The following is a 16,310-nucleotide window of genomic DNA, read 5'->3' as shown; positions in this document are numbered from 1 at the left end:
ATGTCAGCAAAGGCTTGGTGACCACCAAGCCTTTTTTCGACGCGCTATCCCGGGTGTCCATCAATACGCGGTTTGAGTAACATGGGCGCAAAATGGAACAAATAGAGAGTAAAAGCGAGTACCCAAAGTAGCCCGCTGAGCGCTACCCACTGGACAAAGTACTGCGGTAGCCAAGCGACAGCGATACTGCGCACCACGGCAGCAGCAAAGAGAGCGATAAACGCCGCACTCATGTTTGGCCCTTGATAAATAGCGCGTCCGGTGTGCCCCATGGTCACGCGTGCAATCATCGCGAGTATCACTCCTCCCAACCCGCCAATCGCAAACAAATGCAACATGTTATGGCTGGCGAACGTTTGACCAAGCGCCCCTCGCAGCAATAAGCTCAGCGGAATGCATAAATAGGTCAGATGCAGTGACCACACCAAAGGTTCACTCAAGGTGCGCCACGGTTTCCAGCGCAGCAAGCGTATCAATTGCGCTGCCCCCGCAACTAGCATCAATCCAGAGCCAACTTGAGCAAAAGTCACTGGAAAAAAGCACAACACAAACAAGCCAACCAACGGGACATTGGCACACCAATCGAGCCAAATTAAAGGCTGCGGTTTCGCAAAATCAAACCGTCTGGCGGTAAAAAACGGAATCACTCTCGCGCCCATCACAGAGAGCAGTAAAGTAAACCACCATAACATCGCTTGCCAAACGGCGGAGGATGGGAATGGTGGCAGACCTTTGATCGTTGCATAGCTGGCAAAGTTCGCCGCCATCGCCAGCAGAAAAAGTGGAACAAAAAAAAGATTACGCCAGCCTTTCGCTTTAATCACTCGACTCGCCACTTCAAACGCGGCAAAGGCGATAAACAAGGCCTCTAACGATGCGGTGATCCATAAAGGAACTGGCGTCCATAGGAGGAGACGCGGCGCCAGCCATAACCCAACCAAACAGGCCAATCGATAGCGCTTAGTCCCATTGATACCCGTCCAGTTCTGCACTGCCGTTAACACGAAACCCACCACTATCGCCATCGCAAAGCCAAACAACATTTCGTGAACATGCCACCATAAAGCGGGGACTTGCAGCGCGCTAGGTTGACCGTGCTGCAGCATCCATATCCATGCAATGACCGCTAACGGGGCATATAAGGCACCGAGCAAAAAGAAAGGCCGAAATCCCAAACGCAGCAGTGGTGGAATCGCTTGTTCGATACGGGTGTCAGTGATATTGAGCACGAAAAACTCCTAAACAGTGTAATACTTGACAAGAAAATTACCGCTCCCTGTTTCGCAAGAAACATTCCAACCTCCAACTGATTGATTTTAAATAACTAAAAATAAAAACCACACAAACGCGAGTCATAAAGACTCAATTAAAACGTGTCAAAAAGACATTTTAGTGCTCTTTTTACCCCTTCCATTTCACCACAAAACTGTTAGCTTATCGTTACCATTAATACCGCGAACAAGGAGAGAGAATGGCTCAGTATATTTTTGGTTACGGTAGCCTGATGAACTCGGCATCACGTCAACTAACCGGACAAACGTCTACCGCCGTTCCTTCCACCGCCCATGGGTTTACGCGTTACTGGGGTAAAGTGGATGACAGCTATATCCTTTCCCCTTTGGTGGTCGATAAAGGTCAGGGACAAGTTAATGGAGTAGTGCTGGAAGTCGATGAACAAGGGCTAGCAGAATTTGATCGTCGTGAGCGCGGTTATCACCGAGTCGTCATTAACGCGCAACAACTTGATACGCCTCTTGCGCTTACTCGGCAAGACACAGTATGGGTCTATATTAAAGACAACCCCGAGCCTCCTTGTTCACTCAGCCCCATCATGCAAACCTATGTCGACACTGTACTCGCGGGGTGTTTGGAGATCTCAGAGCAGTTCGCTAAACAGTTTGTTGAGCACACGGTTGGCTGGCATTTCCCGTTAGAAAATGACCGTCACCAGCCCAAATATGGCAACCTAGCCGGAGTTTCACCCCAGCACCATGCCGCCATCGATGCCTTGGTCTCTGTTGCTAGGTCGTAATCCGTCACTCATAGCAAAAAGGCATGCTCAGCATGCCTTTTTTGTTAACGCTCTACGCGACACCATGTCCTTTCGACGCCACCCAAATACGATACCACTGCTCTTGCGATAAACTCAGCTCCAGTGCGCCAACTGCAGTTCGAACTCTCTCAATATTGCCACTGCCGACAATAGGCACGGGTTTCGCTGGCAAACGCAGTACCCAAGCAAAGATAACTTGATCGATAGAACTTGCACCGATCTCTTCCTTCACCTGCTCAAGCGTTTGGCGAAGGCGCAGCATTTGTTCGCTGTTATCGCTAAAGATACGTCCGCCAGCTAAACATGACCACGCCATTGGCGCGATACGCAGACGTTGTAATTGGTCGAGTGTTCCATCTTCTGTGACTTGCAAGTTGACCGGGTTAATCTCAACTTGGTTAGTAACAAGTGGCTCGGCCCATCGAGATTGCAGCAACTCAAACTGACTAGGCGTAAAGTTGGATACACCAAAGTGCTTCACCTTGCCCGCAGCTTTCAGTTGCGTGAACGCATCGGCCGCTTCATCGGCATCCATCAATAAATCTGGACGATGCAAAAGCAACACATCTAAATGATCGGTTTGCAGACGAGATAATGACTCATCGACAGATTTTACAATCGCCTCTTTACCGCTGTTGTAGTGGTTGACTTGAGGATGTTCACCTCGGTAGATACCACATTTTGAAACGATCTCAATCTGGTCACGTAGGCTGCTGTCTAAGGCAAGCACTTCACCGAACATACGCTCACACGCAGAGTCCGGGCCATACACGGGCGCGTGATCAACGGTGGTGATTCCCATTTCTAGGTGTTGTTTGAGGAAGGTGTGCTGTTGCTGAGTGGTCATTCCCCACTCAGCCATACGCCAATAACCTTGGATCAGAGGGGAAAATACCGGATGTGATTTTTGCATAATGAACCTTTTTGGTTTGTGCAGCGCCATGCGCCACCCCATAAACTGACTTCAGTATACTCACTCAAAGCAGGGGGATTAACCCAGCGAAAACGAAAAGATAATTCGTTATAGAGAACAATAAACGCCATTTAATTTTCTATATTGAACGATATACTCACACTATCGGTCGGTATGAGAGCAGATTCAATGCAGAAAAAACACAAGCGCTTCGAGCGCTACGCCCTGTTTGGAGAAGTCGCTAAACAGTTAAGCTTCTCAAAAGCGGCAGAAAGCTTAGGGATTTCTCGCAGCTACCTCTCATCACAGATTAGTCAGTTAGAGCAAGAATTGGAAACCAGCCTGTTAATCCGTTCCACTCGCAGTGTGCGCTTAACCGCTGCAGGTGAGAAGATCCTGAGTAAAATGCACACCATCAACGCCTCGATTGTTGAGCTAGAAAAAGAGCTCGAACATACCAAGAGTGATGTCACAGGCGTACTCAGCATTACCGCTCCGACCATTTTCAGCCACCGGTTTCTTATCGATATCTGTGCTGCCTTTCAACGCCAGCACCCACAGATTGAATTCGACCTCGATATTGGTTACCAACGCGAAGATCTCACCAAGAGCCATTTTGATCTCGCGATTCGGGCCACCAATACCCCACCCGAGAATATGGTGGCCAAAAAACTGATGCCTTATCAGCATATCTGCTGCGCTTCACCCGACTATCTGGCCCAATACGGGGTACCTCAACATCCCAAAGATCTGATAGAGCACAACTGTTTATGTGACCCTCACTTACGCGACTGGCAGTTTGAAAAACAGGCTCAAGCGCAAACCGTTCCCACCAGCAGCAACTTGTACATTAGTGATAACTTGTTACTACTCAGGGCAGCCGAAAACGGTCAAGGGATCATCAAAATGCCCTGTTATTTAGTCGAACCCTCACTGCAAAGTGGCCGTTTGGTTAGGCTGCTTGCTGACTATCAATTGGCTCAAAGTCATATCTATCTTATCTACCCACCACAATTACGCCGCAGTACTAAACTCACCGCGTTCGTCGACTTCATGCAACAATGGTTTTTACGACTCGACAATCGCCAAACGCCCGACTCCGTTTGAGCATCCCTTCCGCATTACAGGGCTCGTTTAACCCCTTGTTATTTTCTATAACTCGATTTCATCTTCGACCTATATGAATTAAAAACCGTCTTTTGGGATCATTTTTATCCTCGCGCTCACGCTATAGTGTTACCCCTAGTGAGCGGCCGCCACTTCTCTCCTAACGCTTTAGATAACAAGGGTTATAAAAATGTTTAAGTTAGATTTCCTTGCACCAGTGCTATTTCTGGTGATGTGGAGTAGTGGCGCGGTGGTCGTAAAGTTGGGTTTGCAGTTTTCGTCCCAGTGGAGCTTTTTGGCTCTAAGAGCACTCCTCTCCTTGCTCTGTATCACCCTGATTGTATTGGTAGCCAAAACGCTAACGGGTCAGGTATGGAAGAAACCCAATCGCACTCAACTTCGTCTAGTATTGCAAGTCGGGCTGCTACTCCAAGTGAGTTACCTCGCGAGCTACATTCTGGCTATTGACGCGGGCTTAGCGCCAGGGTTAGTCACTTTAGTCCTTGGCTTGCAACCGTTACTGACACCGCTGTGTACTCAACACAAACTCAGTCGTTCTAAACTGATGCTACTTCTCGGTGGCTTCGTCGGCTTATCGGTGGCTATTTTTGGTGCACAAGATTTAACCAATGTCGGCTGGAAAGGGCTTGCTTGGGCAGTTCTGGCTTTACTGTCACTGACGTTTGGCACCATCAAGCAAGCTAAGGTTGAAATTGCTCCTTTGCCCGCCATGTTCTACCAATGCCTGCTGTCCTGTTTGGTATTTACTCTGTTAAGCTTTGCGACTGGATGGCAGGTAATGTGGCAACCAGAACTGGTGTTTTCTTTGTTATGGATGAGTGGTGTGGTTTCTGTGGGCGCACTGCTTTTATTGATGACCATGATCAAGAGAAACAGCGCAGATCAAGTAAGTGTACTGTTCTACGCCATTCCGATTTTTACCTATCTGTTTGATCATTGGATATTTGGCACATCAATCAGCGCATTAACCTTGTGTGGCACTTTCATTGTCGCGATGTGTATTGTGTTATATCGACGCCAACCTAAGACTTCTCCCGCGCGCGATAAGCTTTTGGCGCTTGACCAAGGTGAGCATTAAAACTGCGGCTAAAGGAGGAAGGGTTACTAAACCCGACCTCCTCAGCGATACGACTGATTGGCATATCGCTGTTGATCAACAAAGCCTGTGCTTTTTTCATCTTGAGATCAACCAGGTACTTAAGTGGACTTACCCCTAATTGCTTGGTAAACAGTAGCTTAAACTGTGATTGACTCAAACAAGCCAACTGAGCAAGTTGCGCGATACTTGGAGTCTGCTGAACATCTTGATTGAGAAACTGGACAACATGTTTGATCCTAGCATCCATTTTACAACTGGTGCATTGGTCACTCAGTAAGCGAAACAACAGGGTCAGCATGTGGCTCTCTAACTCGTCGCTAATTGCCTGCTGCAACTGCTGTTCGATAAAGGCGACATACTGGTGTGTCGCGGCATCCAGAGCCAAAATTGGGGAAGACAAACTCAGCAACTTGTTGGGCAGCTCTTCCACATCAATGACCAAGAAACGAAAATCCTCTCGAGCGCGAAATTCATGGTAACAACCCGCGACAATCACGACACAATCGCCATATGAAACTGTGGAAGCGACACCATCTAAGCTCAGGTCGATAAAGCCTCGCAACGGTAACAGCACCTGGTGGTGGCGATGACTATGTCCGCTCGAACTGCGGCTGTATGACCGAACGGTAATTTTTCGACTCAAGTAACCCTCCTTGCTGTCAATGTATTAGAGACATATTCGATACTTAGTGTCACTCGGTAAACTCAATATGGGTGATGACACCGTTATCCATGGTTCAATCCTCAGCGGTCAGTCGCTTGTGGACCACGCTTCAGCTCACCACCGCCATCACTTGCTGTCTTATCCAGAGGCTTTTTTCTTCATGTTGATGAGCCTTGAGAAACAGCAAGCTAATATCAAAGTCAGGAATCGCTATCGGCGGTGATATGGCCATAAAGGCGTGAGTATCGCGTTCCATTTCGGCAAATCGCTTCGGTACAATGCATAACAGCGGCCGACCTATCAGTAAGCGACGTATGGTTAAAAAGTTACGTGAGGCCACCCCAACCCGACGTTCATAACCAAGCTTATGCAAACGCTGATCAACTTGTGTTTGCAGTCGCCCATCAGGGCTCACTAACGCGTGCTCATAGCTGACAAACTCGTCCAGTGTCATTGCTTCGCCATGATGAATGGTGTTCGGGTCAAACAAACATAGATGCTGCTCAGTGTAGAGGTGCTGGCTCAGGAAACGTCGATTCACATTATCAATACTGCCGATCACCACATCGAGTTCTTCTTGCTCGACTATCTCAACGTAATTGCTGCGATTGACATTGAAAAAGCTCACCTGTGAGTTTGGCGATGCTTGTTTAATTGAATCATACAGCATAGGCGCAAAGAGCTGCTCGGCATAATCGGTTAAACCAATTTTCCACACCCCTGCGTACTCAACGGCCGAAAAGTGTTTCTTTATCAGCAACTCATACTTGATGCTCGCCAAAAGTTGATCAATCACTGGCGCAATATCTTGCGCACGTTGAGTCGGCTCCATTGACGTACCGACACGATCAAACAACGGATCATCAAACAGAACTCGCATTCTCTGCAGAGTATGACTCATCGCGCTCTGGCTAACAAAGCAGCGCTGCGCGGCAAGACTGACACTGTTGGTTTGAAACAATGCTTGGAATGCCACCAGCAAGTTCAGATCCACCCCTTTCCAGTTAAATTCCTTCACCTAAATCCCATTTCATTCATAGTTAATATCAACACTATTAATTTGAGTCATTCTATCTCATTGCGTAAATTATCGGCATATTTTATTCAATTAAGCGCGAGACATGTTTGCGATTTTTAGAACTTTTTTCTGGTTAGGATGGATTAGCTTTGGGGGCCCGGCGGCCCACATTGGCTACTTCCGCAACACGTTTGTCGAGAAGCTAAAATGGCTCGACGATAGAGAATACGCGCAGATAGTGGCGTTAAGCCAGTTTTTACCAGGGCCGGGCTCGAGCCAAGTGGGATTTGCGCTCGGATACAAAAGAGGGGGATTAGTTGGGGCGTGCATGGCGTTTCTTGGCTTTACGCTTCCCTCTGTGTTGATCATGCTGATGTTGGCCGTCGTCAGTAGCCAAGTGACCGAAACCAGTGCGTTCCAAAATCTTGTTCATGGCCTTAAGCTACTGGCTGTCGTGGTGGTCGCAGACGCAACTTGGGGCATGTACAAAAACTTCTGTAAGCAGACGCTATCGGTGACATTGTGTCTTATAACTGCAGTCGCACTGCTGTTAATCCCGGGGATTGCAACTCAGATGGCGGTACTGCTGATTGCCGCGCTCATCGGCAGCCAACGCTTAGCTGAAACCCACGACCAGAGTCCTAAACCTTTTAAGCCCGCGCTGGTTCCATTGATGCTGTTTGTCACTCTGTTATTGGGGCTGCCAGTAGCCGCTCAGCTGGCTCCCCAACTACAGTTGTTTAATGACTTCTATCAAGCGGGTAGCTTAGTATTTGGTGGTGGACACGTGGTCCTGCCGCTATTGCAAAATATTGTCGGCGACCAACTCAGCCAAGATGCCTTCCTAACCGGTTATGCCGCGGCTCAAGCGGTTCCTGGCCCAATGTTCACCTTCGCTACTTACATTGGCTACGAACTGTTGCCTAAGACCCCAATCTGGGGCGCACTATTGGCCACCTTAGCGGTGTTTATTCCCGGTTTTTTGCTACTCCTCGGCGTTCTCCAAAACTGGCAATCATTGGCCCAAAGGCCACGCGTGTCTGGGGCGGTAAATGGTGTCAACGCTGCGGTTGTCGGTTTGTTATTGGCGGCACTTTACCAACCCGTGTTTATTAGCGCCGTCACCGCTCCATTAGATATCGCATTGGTACTTATCGGGTTTTATCTGTTGAAGCAGCTTAAACTGCCCATTATTGCTATGGTCGCCTTCTTCATGGCTGCCGGTCTCATCAGTGGTTATCTACTTTAATCCATACAAACCAAAAGGAGAGCACACTGTGCTCTCCTTTTGTTAGCCATGACTATTGCCCATTGTCGGCTTCTCTCACCATAGAAAGCGCTTTTTCGAGATTTTCATTGGCGACTTTGTAATACGTCGGCTTAGCACTAATCGCCTGCTGAAGATACGGGATCGCTTGCTCAGGTTTGCCTTGTAGCGTGAGGAAATAGCCCACGTTATTTAACGCTTCGGGCTTATCCATATGCTGAGTAAATACACTCAAGGCTCGATTAACCTCTCCTTTGGCTAAGTAGATCAACGCCAGATTATTCAGTGCTTTTTCATTATCAGGATCTTTGTCTAACGCTTGTAAGATAAAGCGTTGTGCCTTACGGTAATCGCCATCCATATAAAATGAGTAGCCAACGTTGGTTAAGGTTTTCACCGAATTAGGTTCAATACTCAAAGCGTGTTTATAAAATGCCTGTGCCAGCGAATGCTGCTTATCGAGGTCGGCGACTACGCCTAATCCCATATAGGCATATTGTGGTGAATACTGATCGACCTTGAGCTGAGCGACCGACTCAACGCTCGCAAGATCATCACTGTTTAACGTTGTGGATTGCAACAATCGCAATTGATCGGCATTAACCGCGCGCAGGAAATAGCTCTTTCCTTGGGCAAGATCGCCATTGCGACTGTACAACATCCCCATCTGCTCTAACACACTCACATTGTTAGGGTTTTCATCGATAGCGATTAGATAGGCTTTTTCTGCTAACGCTAAGTTATCCCGTGACTGATGAATCCGGCCAATGTTGAACAAGGCTTTATCTCTAAACTGTCCATTTTCAAAAGCGAGTGAGCGAATATACTCATACAGCGCTAAATCCATATTGCCACTACTCAAGGCACTGTCGCCGCGCATAATGGCTTCTTGCTCCGTTTTAGGTGGTTCATCGAATGAGAGCGTATCAATGGGCTTTCCATCATAGAGTGAGATGTCCAGTTTTGGCTCAGTGCTTGAACAAGCCGAAAGCGCCACCACTACCACCAGTAAGAGACAATAACGTAATCCATTCATAAGCTTTCCTTATTTTCCCAACGTCGCAGTTAGGGACAACATAGATGGGCCGAGCGCTACGATAAAGAAACAGGGCCAAATAAATAACAACAGTGGGAATATCATTTTAGTCGGAATTTTTGCCGCGATTTCTTCGACCTCTTGGTTACGCTTATCACGAAAATCTTCCGTGTACTCACGTAATGTTTGCGACAAGCTACCGCCGATCCGAGATGCATGGGATAACATAGTGACCAACCCCGCAATCTCTTTCACCCCAGTTCTATCCACCAAATCATTAAACGCATCCGACATCTCTACCCCAGCTTTAATTTTGGCACATACAGTATCGAGCTCATCAGCAAAGTCTGGATGGGAGATCATCAACTCATCGGCTACACGTCGCAATGCCGCGCTAAAGCCCAAGCCTGATTCAGTACACACCACCAGCAAATCTAGCGCATCGGGCACGCCGCCGCGAATTCTGGATTGCCGTTTATCAACCATTAGTTTCAAGATAAAATTGGGCACAAATAGCCCAATCCCCACACTCAGCAGCATCACTAAATTGCGCTGAGATAGATCGGGCAGAAAGAAGTAAATAGCCGCGGCGATGGCAAGGCCGATCAACACAGTGAGCCCTTTAAACGCATAAAAGATCGTCACTGCATTGGCATCATGATAACCCGCATGCATCAGTTGCGAGCGAATCGACTCCGTCTCTTTGCTGTTCGAAGGCTGCATCACAGGAGCGAGTGACTCTAGCGTATGGTCTAAGCGGCTACTCTTCTTCAGCCTTTCACTCCCACTGCTTTTGCGAATCTCTTCCAGCTTGTGGGTCAACGGCGACTTGGAGCTCAATAACAGCAGAAACGATGTAAAGATAATCAACACCGAAGCAATTAAGATCAAACCCAAAAACGCGGTTTGTTCGTCAAGCTGTAACTCATTAAGAAGTTGAATGAGGTCTTGCATAATTACACCTCAAAATTAATGATTTTGCGTATCCACATCGAGCCAATAAAAAGACTCACGATACCGGCGCTCACTAAGTCCATCCCCCGAGGGTCTGTGTAAAGAGGCTCAACATACTCGGGATTGATAAACGAAAGGAACACAAACAAAATAAAAGGAGACAACACTAAGATCCATGCCGACAAACGGCTCTCCGCCGACAAGGTTTTGATTTTGCGCTGCAACTTAAAACGTGCCCTTAGCACACGTGACACCTTCTCTAAATTTTCTGATAAGTTGCCGCCCGTCTCTTTCTGTAAAAGTACTGCACTGGAGAACGCTAACATCGACACCGTTGGCGTGCGCTCAGCCATCTGCATGATCGCAAGGCGCATATCATAGCCATAGTTCAACAAGTTAAAGGTGTTTTTAAACTCAACGCCAATAGGCGCTGGCATCTCGGATCCCACTTCATTAAACGCCTGAGTAACAGGCTGACCTGCTTGTAGCATGCGGCGCATAATGTCTAGCGCTTCGGGCAGTTGCTCCTCAAATGCTGACAGGCGATCTGAAATCTTTTTATTGAGCCAAAAATAGAGAATAAACCACACCCCTAGCGCTGCCACAATGCCGACATAGATCGGCTGGCCAAGCAAAAGGGCAGCAAAAAACAGCAGCAGTGATGAAATAAAAGAGATGGTCAAGGTTTGACTTAAGCTCCAATCATACCCCGATAGTTCAATAAGCTTCTTAAGAGAGGAAAAGAGCTCAAACTTGACCAAGCGGCGGTCGAGGGGAGTAAGGCTCTTCATGTAGTGATCATGAAGCAATGAGCGTGCTTCTTCGTCTAAGTTGGTTTGCGATTCTTTGAGTCGCTGCGAGAGCTCTTTATGCTTGGCTTTACTGCCGGCCGCCGGGAGGATCAGCGCCTGGGAAATAAACACCACTGCAAAAAAAAGCAGCACAAAAAATAACGTCGCATCCTGCTGCATAACTCCCCCTTATGAGTAGGTCTCATTAAAAATGTCAAACGGGAGAGGCATGCCTTTTTTGGCCAGTTGGTCATGACATTGAGGAACAACCCCTGTGGCGGTGTAGTAACCAATCACATTGCCCTCTTCATCCATCCCTTGTCGGTGAAAGCGAAACAACTCCGACATGGTGATGATTTCACCTTCCATACCGTTAATTTCACAAATACTTACCATTCTGCGCTTACCATCTTCTTGGCGTTCCATCTGCACCACCAGATGTATTGCCGACGCAATCTGGGAACGTAAGTTTTTTGCCGACATGTTCCACCCTGCCATTGCAAACATGTTCTCCACCCGAGATAACGCATCACGCGGTGTATTGGCATGTATCGTCGCCAATGAGCCATCGTGGCCCGTGTTCATTGCCGCCAACATGTCGACCGCTTCTGCGCCGCGCACCTCACCAAGTACGATACGATCTGGTCTCATCCGTAATGAGTTTTTCACCAAGTCTCGCTGGGTTATTTCCCCCTTCCCCTCCAAGTTGGCAGGCCTTGTTTCGAGGCGTACCACGTGTGGTTGTTGGAGTTGTAGCTCTGCCGAGTCTTCTATCGTGACGATACGGTCATCGGAGGGAATAAAGTTAGAGAAGATGTTCAGAGTCGTTGTTTTACCCGAGCCGGTTCCCCCTGAGATCAACACATTCAGCGCGCCCCTCACCGCCGCTTCGACAAACTTTGCCATTTCCGGAGAGAGCGAGTTAAAGTCAAGTAAGTTATCCATGTTCAGCTTTTCGACGGCGAAACGACGAATGGACACCGATGAGCCATCAAGCGCGAGAGGGGGAATAATGGCATTGACCCGAGAGCCGTCAGCAAGACGTGCATCGACCATCGGCGACGCTTCATCAATACGACGACCCACTTGGCTCACAATGCGGTCAATAATATTACGCAAATGGCGCTCATCTAAAAACGTATAGGGCGTTAGTTCAAGTTTACCGCGACGCTCAACAAATACGTGTTTAGGTCCATTGACCAAAATATCGGATACCGTGGCGTCATGCAGTAACGGCTCGAGGGGACCTAACCCAAACACTTCATCTTCGATCTGTTGGATAACACGCTTACGACCTTCAGCGCTGAGCGCATGGGTCTGGTCATCTGCCATCAATTGGATGATGGCATCATGGAGATCCGCTTTCGCTCGCTCAGGCTCGAGGCTTGCCAAAAGTCCAAGGTCTAATGTTTCAAGTAGCCTCTGATGATAATAGTGTTTGACTTCTTGCTCATGCGTTAACTGCTTGCGAGTCTCTTCGACCGCTTTGTCCTTCGCATCCGTCTCAATTTTCTTCCTTTCTTTCAAAGCACTCGCCTGAACTTCGGATGATGGACTTGATGACTCAGAGCTCTCTGACTCGTCATAAGAGGCTTGCTGTTGGCGCTCAGAGGCAGCCACCTTTTCCTGTAGTTCAGGATTTAAGTTTTTACGTTTGAAAAACATGCTCGCTCTCTTCACCTCTTATTAGAATTATGAAAATAGTCGTTGCAACCAACTTTTCTTGGTTTCAGGCTCAGGAGTTAAACACTGAACAAACCGGACAATCGATTTTGCAATGGAACTGCTTTTCTTACTCTCAATGAAGGGTTTGCCCAAATTGGCGCTCTCTAGGGCTACCTTAAACTCATTGGGCACCGTGTGAACTGGTAGGTCTCCCAAGGTCCCTTGAATGTCTTTGAGCCGAATCGATTGACGTTTCTCATAGCGGTTAATCACCACTTCCATCTGTTCTTTGTTCAGACCAAACTCAAACGACAACAACTTCATCATTTGCGTGGTATTTTTTATCGCAACGAGGTTTTGCTGTGCGATTAAAAAAATCTTAGTCGCGGGAGCCAACACAGGAGCAAACAAGCGGTCTAGTCCCCGTGAGAGATCGACGATCACATAAGGATAATGCTCCCTTAACAGAGGAAGCAGCTTGTTTAAGTGCTTGGCTTTCTCGTAGTTCTCGTGGCTGTTTTCGCGCTTAAAGGATAAAACATGCAGCCCCGATTTATGCTTAGTGACAAAGGTACTGAGTGCGACTTCGTCAAGGTCAGACACGTTTGCCAACGCATCCGTCATGCTGTAGGTCGGTTGAATACTGAGATAATCGTTCACCACCCCAAACTGAAGATCGAGATCAAGCAGCAGTACTTGCTCTGGATATTGGCTGGCCATTTTGATCGCAGAATTGAGCGCAATCGTCGAGGCTCCGGAGCCTCCCTTCGTGTTCATAAATACCAACAAGTCACCTAAATTTCGGCTCGCCACTTTCTCTTCTGCCACATTTTTTAGTAGCGGGATGAGATCGTCGATTTGCGCCGTGTTGGAAACAAAATCGGCTGCGCCAATTCTCAACGCTATTTTTAAAGCGCCATTGTCGTTTTCATTGCCAAAAACAATCAACGACGCTTCATGATTGTCTTGATGGATGTCCGGCGCTTCATAGTGTTGCAACTCGACAATTTTTTGCGCCCAATTGGGCCCAGTTTCGACAAAAATGAGATCAGGGGGAGAAAAATGGGCTAAATTCGCCACCACTAAGCCATGAAAAGAGATCATCTCATAGCTAATGCTCAAACATTTAGACAACTCGTGGCTAATATGAAGATGAAACGCATCCGAGGAGTAGAATACCCAAATGGTAAGGTTGGTTTTCAATCTGATCGGGGCATCCCCACTTGGCGCTATCGGCACAGCCTCTCCCATTTTGTTCTCCTAACAGTCCGAGCTGCTCTCAGTTCCATCTGAGCGTCGGTGGTGGCCTAAATTTTCTCGTGGTCGAATCGTTTCAAAGTCGGGAACTGCTAATACCCCCGTCAAGTTGACGAAGCTTAATAACCCTGTGAATTGATAACTAAAATTAACGATTCGTGCTCTTACATATCTAATTGTAGAAAAGACATCGTCATCTGTCAGAGTTCCGGTCACAACATTTCCGTCGGCGTCTAAATAGTCGACAACTATGTTGTTTGCTGTCAGCCCTCCTGGCGCATAATCGGGAATCGCGAGCGCAGGGATATCATTGCGATCTTCAACGCGACACACCGCCGCCAAACGTGCTGCCACCCGGGTAACGTCGTTGATGGTTTGCAACGAATAGACATAACGCCCCACTTCAATGACCGAGAAAATAATTAACATCAGTGCGGTCGCGATTAATGTAAATTCGATGATGGTTACGCCTTGCTGTTTTTTCATGGCTCAGTCCTCATTACTGCCGAGGCGATTAAAGGGACGTCAAACGAGGTACTCGAAGAGATAGCATCAATAATCGGGATATATTGATGGTTAACGGTAATCGTCACGTATTTGCCCGCACAGCTCATGGTGACATCCTCTGCGGTCACGCCCTCCATAATCGGGGTGGCATTGACTGCCGAGGTTCGACCATAAAGTACAACGTTGATGGTATCGGAGACAGTTGTTGCGTTATTACAAGGCACGGTACTGCCCGTTCCCAAAATATCCGCCGTGGCGTGCCTAACGCCATTTTGTGCCATTTTATTTAACGTGTTGTACTGAATAAAAGCATGGCCGAACTCGGTAATGGCCAGCAAAATTGCGACCAGTATTGGCACGGTAATCAGCATCTCAACCGCAGCTAAGCCGTGTTGCCGGCTACGCGAGCCGTTAATGATTGGCTTACTCATTACGACTCCCTCCTGTCTGGGTCCTCGTAAAGCACGATCAAATAAGGGCCTTCAGAATCAGAGTTTTGCCCCGGCGTCCCGCCATAGGCAGAGCAATCATGAAGAAACTCACCAAATACCGCTTCTTTGCCGCTGTTCGAGGTCGGCGCTTGTTGCAACATAAAAAAGCAACCCAATGCAGTTACGGTAAAACTACTGGTCCCTCCTGATGCACCAGAACAGTCAACAATTGGAATGACCAAAATACGTCGGTCATATTGTCCGCCGTCGTTAATGCGGCAGGCACTATCCCCGGTGCAGGGCATCGCGGCTTGATAATCGGCATAGCTCCATGCCTCTCCACCTGCGCCCGATGTGTCGTCGTAAACCAAATTCCCGTCGTTATCTAAGGTTGCTTTTCTTACTGGCTCTTTGACGTAGACATCTGTCGGGTAATCGGTTTCCGATAACCCCCCACCACTGTAGTTACCAAAGCGAGTGTTTAAGCCTTGCCCAACCGGGCCCACCGTGTTGCCTGGTTTTGTGGTTACGATATCACCGATGCCAACGCGACCTTCAAATCCGCCTGCCAACGCAGTTCGAACGGTATCAGCCCCTGAACCAAAGTCGAGTAGCTGATAGTTACCCGCCCCCATTTCGGTCTGGTTGAGGTCGGCAATCTTGAGCGCATACAATTTACCGGTATCGTAGCCTTGACTCCCCGCGGCGCTTTCATCTTGGCATACCGCCATGGGAACAACGTTCACCGCAGGGGCGCTGGGACTTGGACCAGCGGCAGCCGAAACATTCAACGCTTTATCGACGCCAAGCCAATCCGCAAAGTAGTTCTCTAACTGGTAGTTGCTGATGATCACTCGCACAAAGGTATCTTGGTCGGCATTAAAGCCCGCACTTTGCGTTTGTGGAGGCGACGGGAAACTTTGCGGGTCATTGGTAAACTGAACCAAAATAGCCCCTGCCGGAAAGGAGAGTTCACCATTGCCCGAGGCGTTCGCAATATTGGTGACCGTAGTGTTAGCTGCGGTGGTGGCATCCGCAGTCGAGCCATCGCCATCAATCACAACAGCAGCGGCCAATGCAGCCGCATCGGCACTATTTTGCAGTCGAGATTTGTTCATCAAGGCGTGATTGACGTCGATAGATAACGCCGCGACCCCTATCAGAGCAAACATGGCTGCCGTTACCAATACTAAAACCAACCCTTTCTGCCGACGCAACACTCGACCACTTTGCATCCGATTCATAGTAGCTCCTTGAGGTTTAGTTACTGAACCCCTCTAAGAATTGACTATCGGTGCCTTTCAACTCTGAGTTTTGTTTACCCGTATAGATTTGATAGGCGCCTTCCATTCGTTCACCACTGCCTGATGGCACCACGCCAAGGTTATCTTGCGTTGCGCTCGGATTGTATGTTTGTTCCGCCCTTAACTGAGCGACATGAGTGCCAAGCCTCTCAGCATTATTGACACAGCCCACCAGCAATAGAGCTGATGCAACGGTTAGGATTACGATAAAATTGTGCTTCAT

17 protein-coding genes are annotated in these 16,310 nt (G+C 48.1%); 4 read left to right on the top strand and 13 right to left on the bottom strand.

Going from position 1 to position 16,310, the window contains the following annotated elements; all coding sequences use genetic code 11:
• Positions 1 to 44: 44 nt before the first annotated feature.
• Positions 45 to 1,229 carry an NnrS family protein gene (locus FCU94_RS03315; RefSeq protein WP_176287126.1) on the bottom strand — a complete coding sequence of 395 codons (1,185 nt, stop codon included), beginning with the start codon at positions 1,227 to 1,229 and terminating at the stop codon, positions 45 to 47.
• Between the two features lie 242 nt (positions 1,230 to 1,471).
• Between FCU94_RS03315 and FCU94_RS03310 the strand changes: the two genes are divergently transcribed.
• Entirely contained in the window at positions 1,472 to 2,032 is a 561-nt protein-coding gene (locus FCU94_RS03310; RefSeq protein WP_176287125.1) for a gamma-glutamylcyclotransferase family protein, read from the top strand.
• Positions 2,033 to 2,084: 52 nt separating this feature from the next.
• Here FCU94_RS03310 and FCU94_RS03305 read toward each other — a convergent pair whose 3' ends face one another.
• Complete coding sequence (locus tag FCU94_RS03305) at positions 2,085 to 2,966, bottom strand: aldo/keto reductase (protein ID WP_176287124.1); 882 nt, start codon at positions 2,964 to 2,966, stop codon at positions 2,085 to 2,087.
• A 189-nt stretch (positions 2,967 to 3,155) separates the two neighbouring features.
• Here FCU94_RS03305 and FCU94_RS03300 point away from each other — a divergent pair, with 189 nt between their 5' ends.
• Positions 3,156 to 4,073 (top strand): LysR family transcriptional regulator, encoded by a 918-nt coding sequence (locus FCU94_RS03300; protein WP_176287123.1) that lies wholly within the window; start codon positions 3,156 to 3,158, stop codon positions 4,071 to 4,073.
• A 190-nt stretch (positions 4,074 to 4,263) separates the two neighbouring features.
• Positions 4,264 to 5,172 (top strand): DMT family transporter, encoded by a 909-nt coding sequence (locus FCU94_RS03295; RefSeq protein WP_176287122.1) that lies wholly within the window; start codon positions 4,264 to 4,266, stop codon positions 5,170 to 5,172.
• Here the strand turns inward: FCU94_RS03295 and FCU94_RS03290 are convergent.
• Complete coding sequence (locus FCU94_RS03290; protein WP_217906336.1) at positions 5,117 to 5,836, bottom strand: helix-turn-helix domain-containing protein; 720 nt, start codon at positions 5,834 to 5,836, stop codon at positions 5,117 to 5,119. The genes FCU94_RS03295 and FCU94_RS03290 overlap by 56 nt on opposite strands.
• Before the next feature lie 130 nt (positions 5,837 to 5,966).
• On the bottom strand, positions 5,967 to 6,875 hold the full coding sequence (locus FCU94_RS03285; protein WP_176287121.1) for a LysR family transcriptional regulator: 909 nt from the start codon (positions 6,873 to 6,875) through the stop codon (positions 5,967 to 5,969).
• Between the two features lie 103 nt (positions 6,876 to 6,978).
• Between FCU94_RS03285 and chrA the strand changes: the two genes are divergently transcribed.
• Positions 6,979 to 8,124 carry a chromate efflux transporter gene (gene chrA, locus FCU94_RS03280; protein WP_176287120.1) on the top strand — a complete coding sequence of 382 codons (1,146 nt, stop codon included), beginning with the start codon at positions 6,979 to 6,981 and terminating at the stop codon, positions 8,122 to 8,124.
• A gap of 52 nt (positions 8,125 to 8,176) precedes the next feature.
• Here the strand turns inward: chrA and FCU94_RS03275 are convergent, their stop codons facing one another.
• The 9 genes from FCU94_RS03275 to FCU94_RS03235 are packed head-to-tail and all read right to left on the bottom strand — an operon-like array spanning position 8,177 to position 16,310.
• Entirely contained in the window at positions 8,177 to 9,178 is a 1,002-nt protein-coding gene (locus FCU94_RS03275) for a tetratricopeptide repeat protein (RefSeq protein WP_176287119.1), read from the bottom strand.
• 9 nt (positions 9,179 to 9,187) lie between these two features.
• Positions 9,188 to 10,132, bottom strand: coding sequence for a type II secretion system F family protein (locus FCU94_RS03270; RefSeq protein WP_176287118.1), 945 nt, complete (start codon positions 10,130 to 10,132; stop codon positions 9,188 to 9,190).
• 2 nt (positions 10,133 to 10,134) lie between these two features.
• Positions 10,135 to 11,103 carry a type II secretion system F family protein gene (locus FCU94_RS03265; RefSeq protein WP_176287117.1) on the bottom strand — a complete coding sequence of 323 codons (969 nt, stop codon included), beginning with the start codon at positions 11,101 to 11,103 and terminating at the stop codon, positions 10,135 to 10,137.
• 9 nt (positions 11,104 to 11,112) lie between these two features.
• Entirely contained in the window at positions 11,113 to 12,588 is a 1,476-nt protein-coding gene (locus FCU94_RS03260) for a CpaF family protein (protein WP_176287116.1), read from the bottom strand.
• Between the two features lie 27 nt (positions 12,589 to 12,615).
• A complete protein-coding gene (locus FCU94_RS03255) occupies positions 12,616 to 13,839 on the bottom strand; it encodes an AAA family ATPase (RefSeq protein ID WP_176287115.1) in 1,224 nt (407 codons plus the stop codon).
• 9 nt (positions 13,840 to 13,848) lie between these two features.
• Positions 13,849 to 14,331, bottom strand: a complete 483-nt coding sequence (locus FCU94_RS03250; protein WP_176287114.1) for a TadE/TadG family type IV pilus assembly protein — start codon at positions 14,329 to 14,331, stop codon at positions 13,849 to 13,851.
• Positions 14,328 to 14,783: a TadE/TadG family type IV pilus assembly protein gene (locus FCU94_RS03245; protein ID WP_176287113.1), complete on the bottom strand. Its 456-nt coding sequence runs from the start codon at positions 14,781 to 14,783 to the stop codon at positions 14,328 to 14,330. Before FCU94_RS03245 ends, FCU94_RS03250 begins: the two co-directional genes overlap by 4 nt.
• Positions 14,783 to 16,027: a pilus assembly protein TadG-related protein gene (locus tag FCU94_RS03240; protein WP_176287112.1), complete on the bottom strand. Its 1,245-nt coding sequence runs from the start codon at positions 16,025 to 16,027 to the stop codon at positions 14,783 to 14,785. Before FCU94_RS03240 ends, FCU94_RS03245 begins: the two co-directional genes overlap by 1 nt.
• Positions 16,028 to 16,043: 16 nt before the next feature.
• Complete coding sequence (locus FCU94_RS03235) at positions 16,044 to 16,310, bottom strand: hypothetical protein (protein WP_176287111.1); 267 nt, start codon at positions 16,308 to 16,310, stop codon at positions 16,044 to 16,046.

The sequence above is a fragment of the Vibrio sp. JPW-9-11-11 genome, assembly GCF_013369335.1.
GTDB lineage: Bacteria > Pseudomonadota > Gammaproteobacteria > Enterobacterales > Vibrionaceae > Vibrio.
Note: the sequence above shows the minus strand (reverse complement) of the source record. Positions and strands in the feature narration are given on the sequence as shown.

Bases quoted from the DNA above. Each gene is read 5' to 3' on its own strand.
- FCU94_RS03235 (WP_176287111.1), bottom strand. From the start codon at position 16,310: ATGAAGCACAATTTTATCGTAATCCTAACCGTTGCATCAGCTCTATTG.
- FCU94_RS03245 (WP_176287113.1), bottom strand. From the start codon at position 14,783: ATGAGTAAGCCAATCATTAACGGCTCGCGTAGCCGGCAACACGGCTTA.
- FCU94_RS03305 (WP_176287124.1), bottom strand. From the start codon at position 2,966: ATGCAAAAATCACATCCGGTATTTTCCCCTCTGATCCAAGGTTATTGG.
- FCU94_RS03295 (WP_176287122.1), top strand. From the start codon at position 4,264: ATGTTTAAGTTAGATTTCCTTGCACCAGTGCTATTTCTGGTGATGTGG.
- FCU94_RS03260 (WP_176287116.1), bottom strand. From the start codon at position 12,588: ATGTTTTTCAAACGTAAAAACTTAAATCCTGAACTACAGGAAAAGGTG.
- FCU94_RS03240 (WP_176287112.1), bottom strand. From the start codon at position 16,027: ATGAATCGGATGCAAAGTGGTCGAGTGTTGCGTCGGCAGAAAGGGTTG.
- FCU94_RS03270 (WP_176287118.1), bottom strand. From the start codon at position 10,132: ATGCAAGACCTCATTCAACTTCTTAATGAGTTACAGCTTGACGAACAA.
- FCU94_RS03275 (WP_176287119.1), bottom strand. From the start codon at position 9,178: ATGAATGGATTACGTTATTGTCTCTTACTGGTGGTAGTGGTGGCGCTT.
- FCU94_RS03250 (WP_176287114.1), bottom strand. From the start codon at position 14,331: ATGAAAAAACAGCAAGGCGTAACCATCATCGAATTTACATTAATCGCG.
- FCU94_RS03265 (WP_176287117.1), bottom strand. From the start codon at position 11,103: ATGCAGCAGGATGCGACGTTATTTTTTGTGCTGCTTTTTTTTGCAGTG.
- FCU94_RS03310 (WP_176287125.1), top strand. From the start codon at position 1,472: ATGGCTCAGTATATTTTTGGTTACGGTAGCCTGATGAACTCGGCATCA.
- chrA (WP_176287120.1), top strand. From the start codon at position 6,979: ATGTTTGCGATTTTTAGAACTTTTTTCTGGTTAGGATGGATTAGCTTT.
- FCU94_RS03300 (WP_176287123.1), top strand. From the start codon at position 3,156: ATGCAGAAAAAACACAAGCGCTTCGAGCGCTACGCCCTGTTTGGAGAA.
- FCU94_RS03255 (WP_176287115.1), bottom strand. From the start codon at position 13,839: ATGGGAGAGGCTGTGCCGATAGCGCCAAGTGGGGATGCCCCGATCAGA.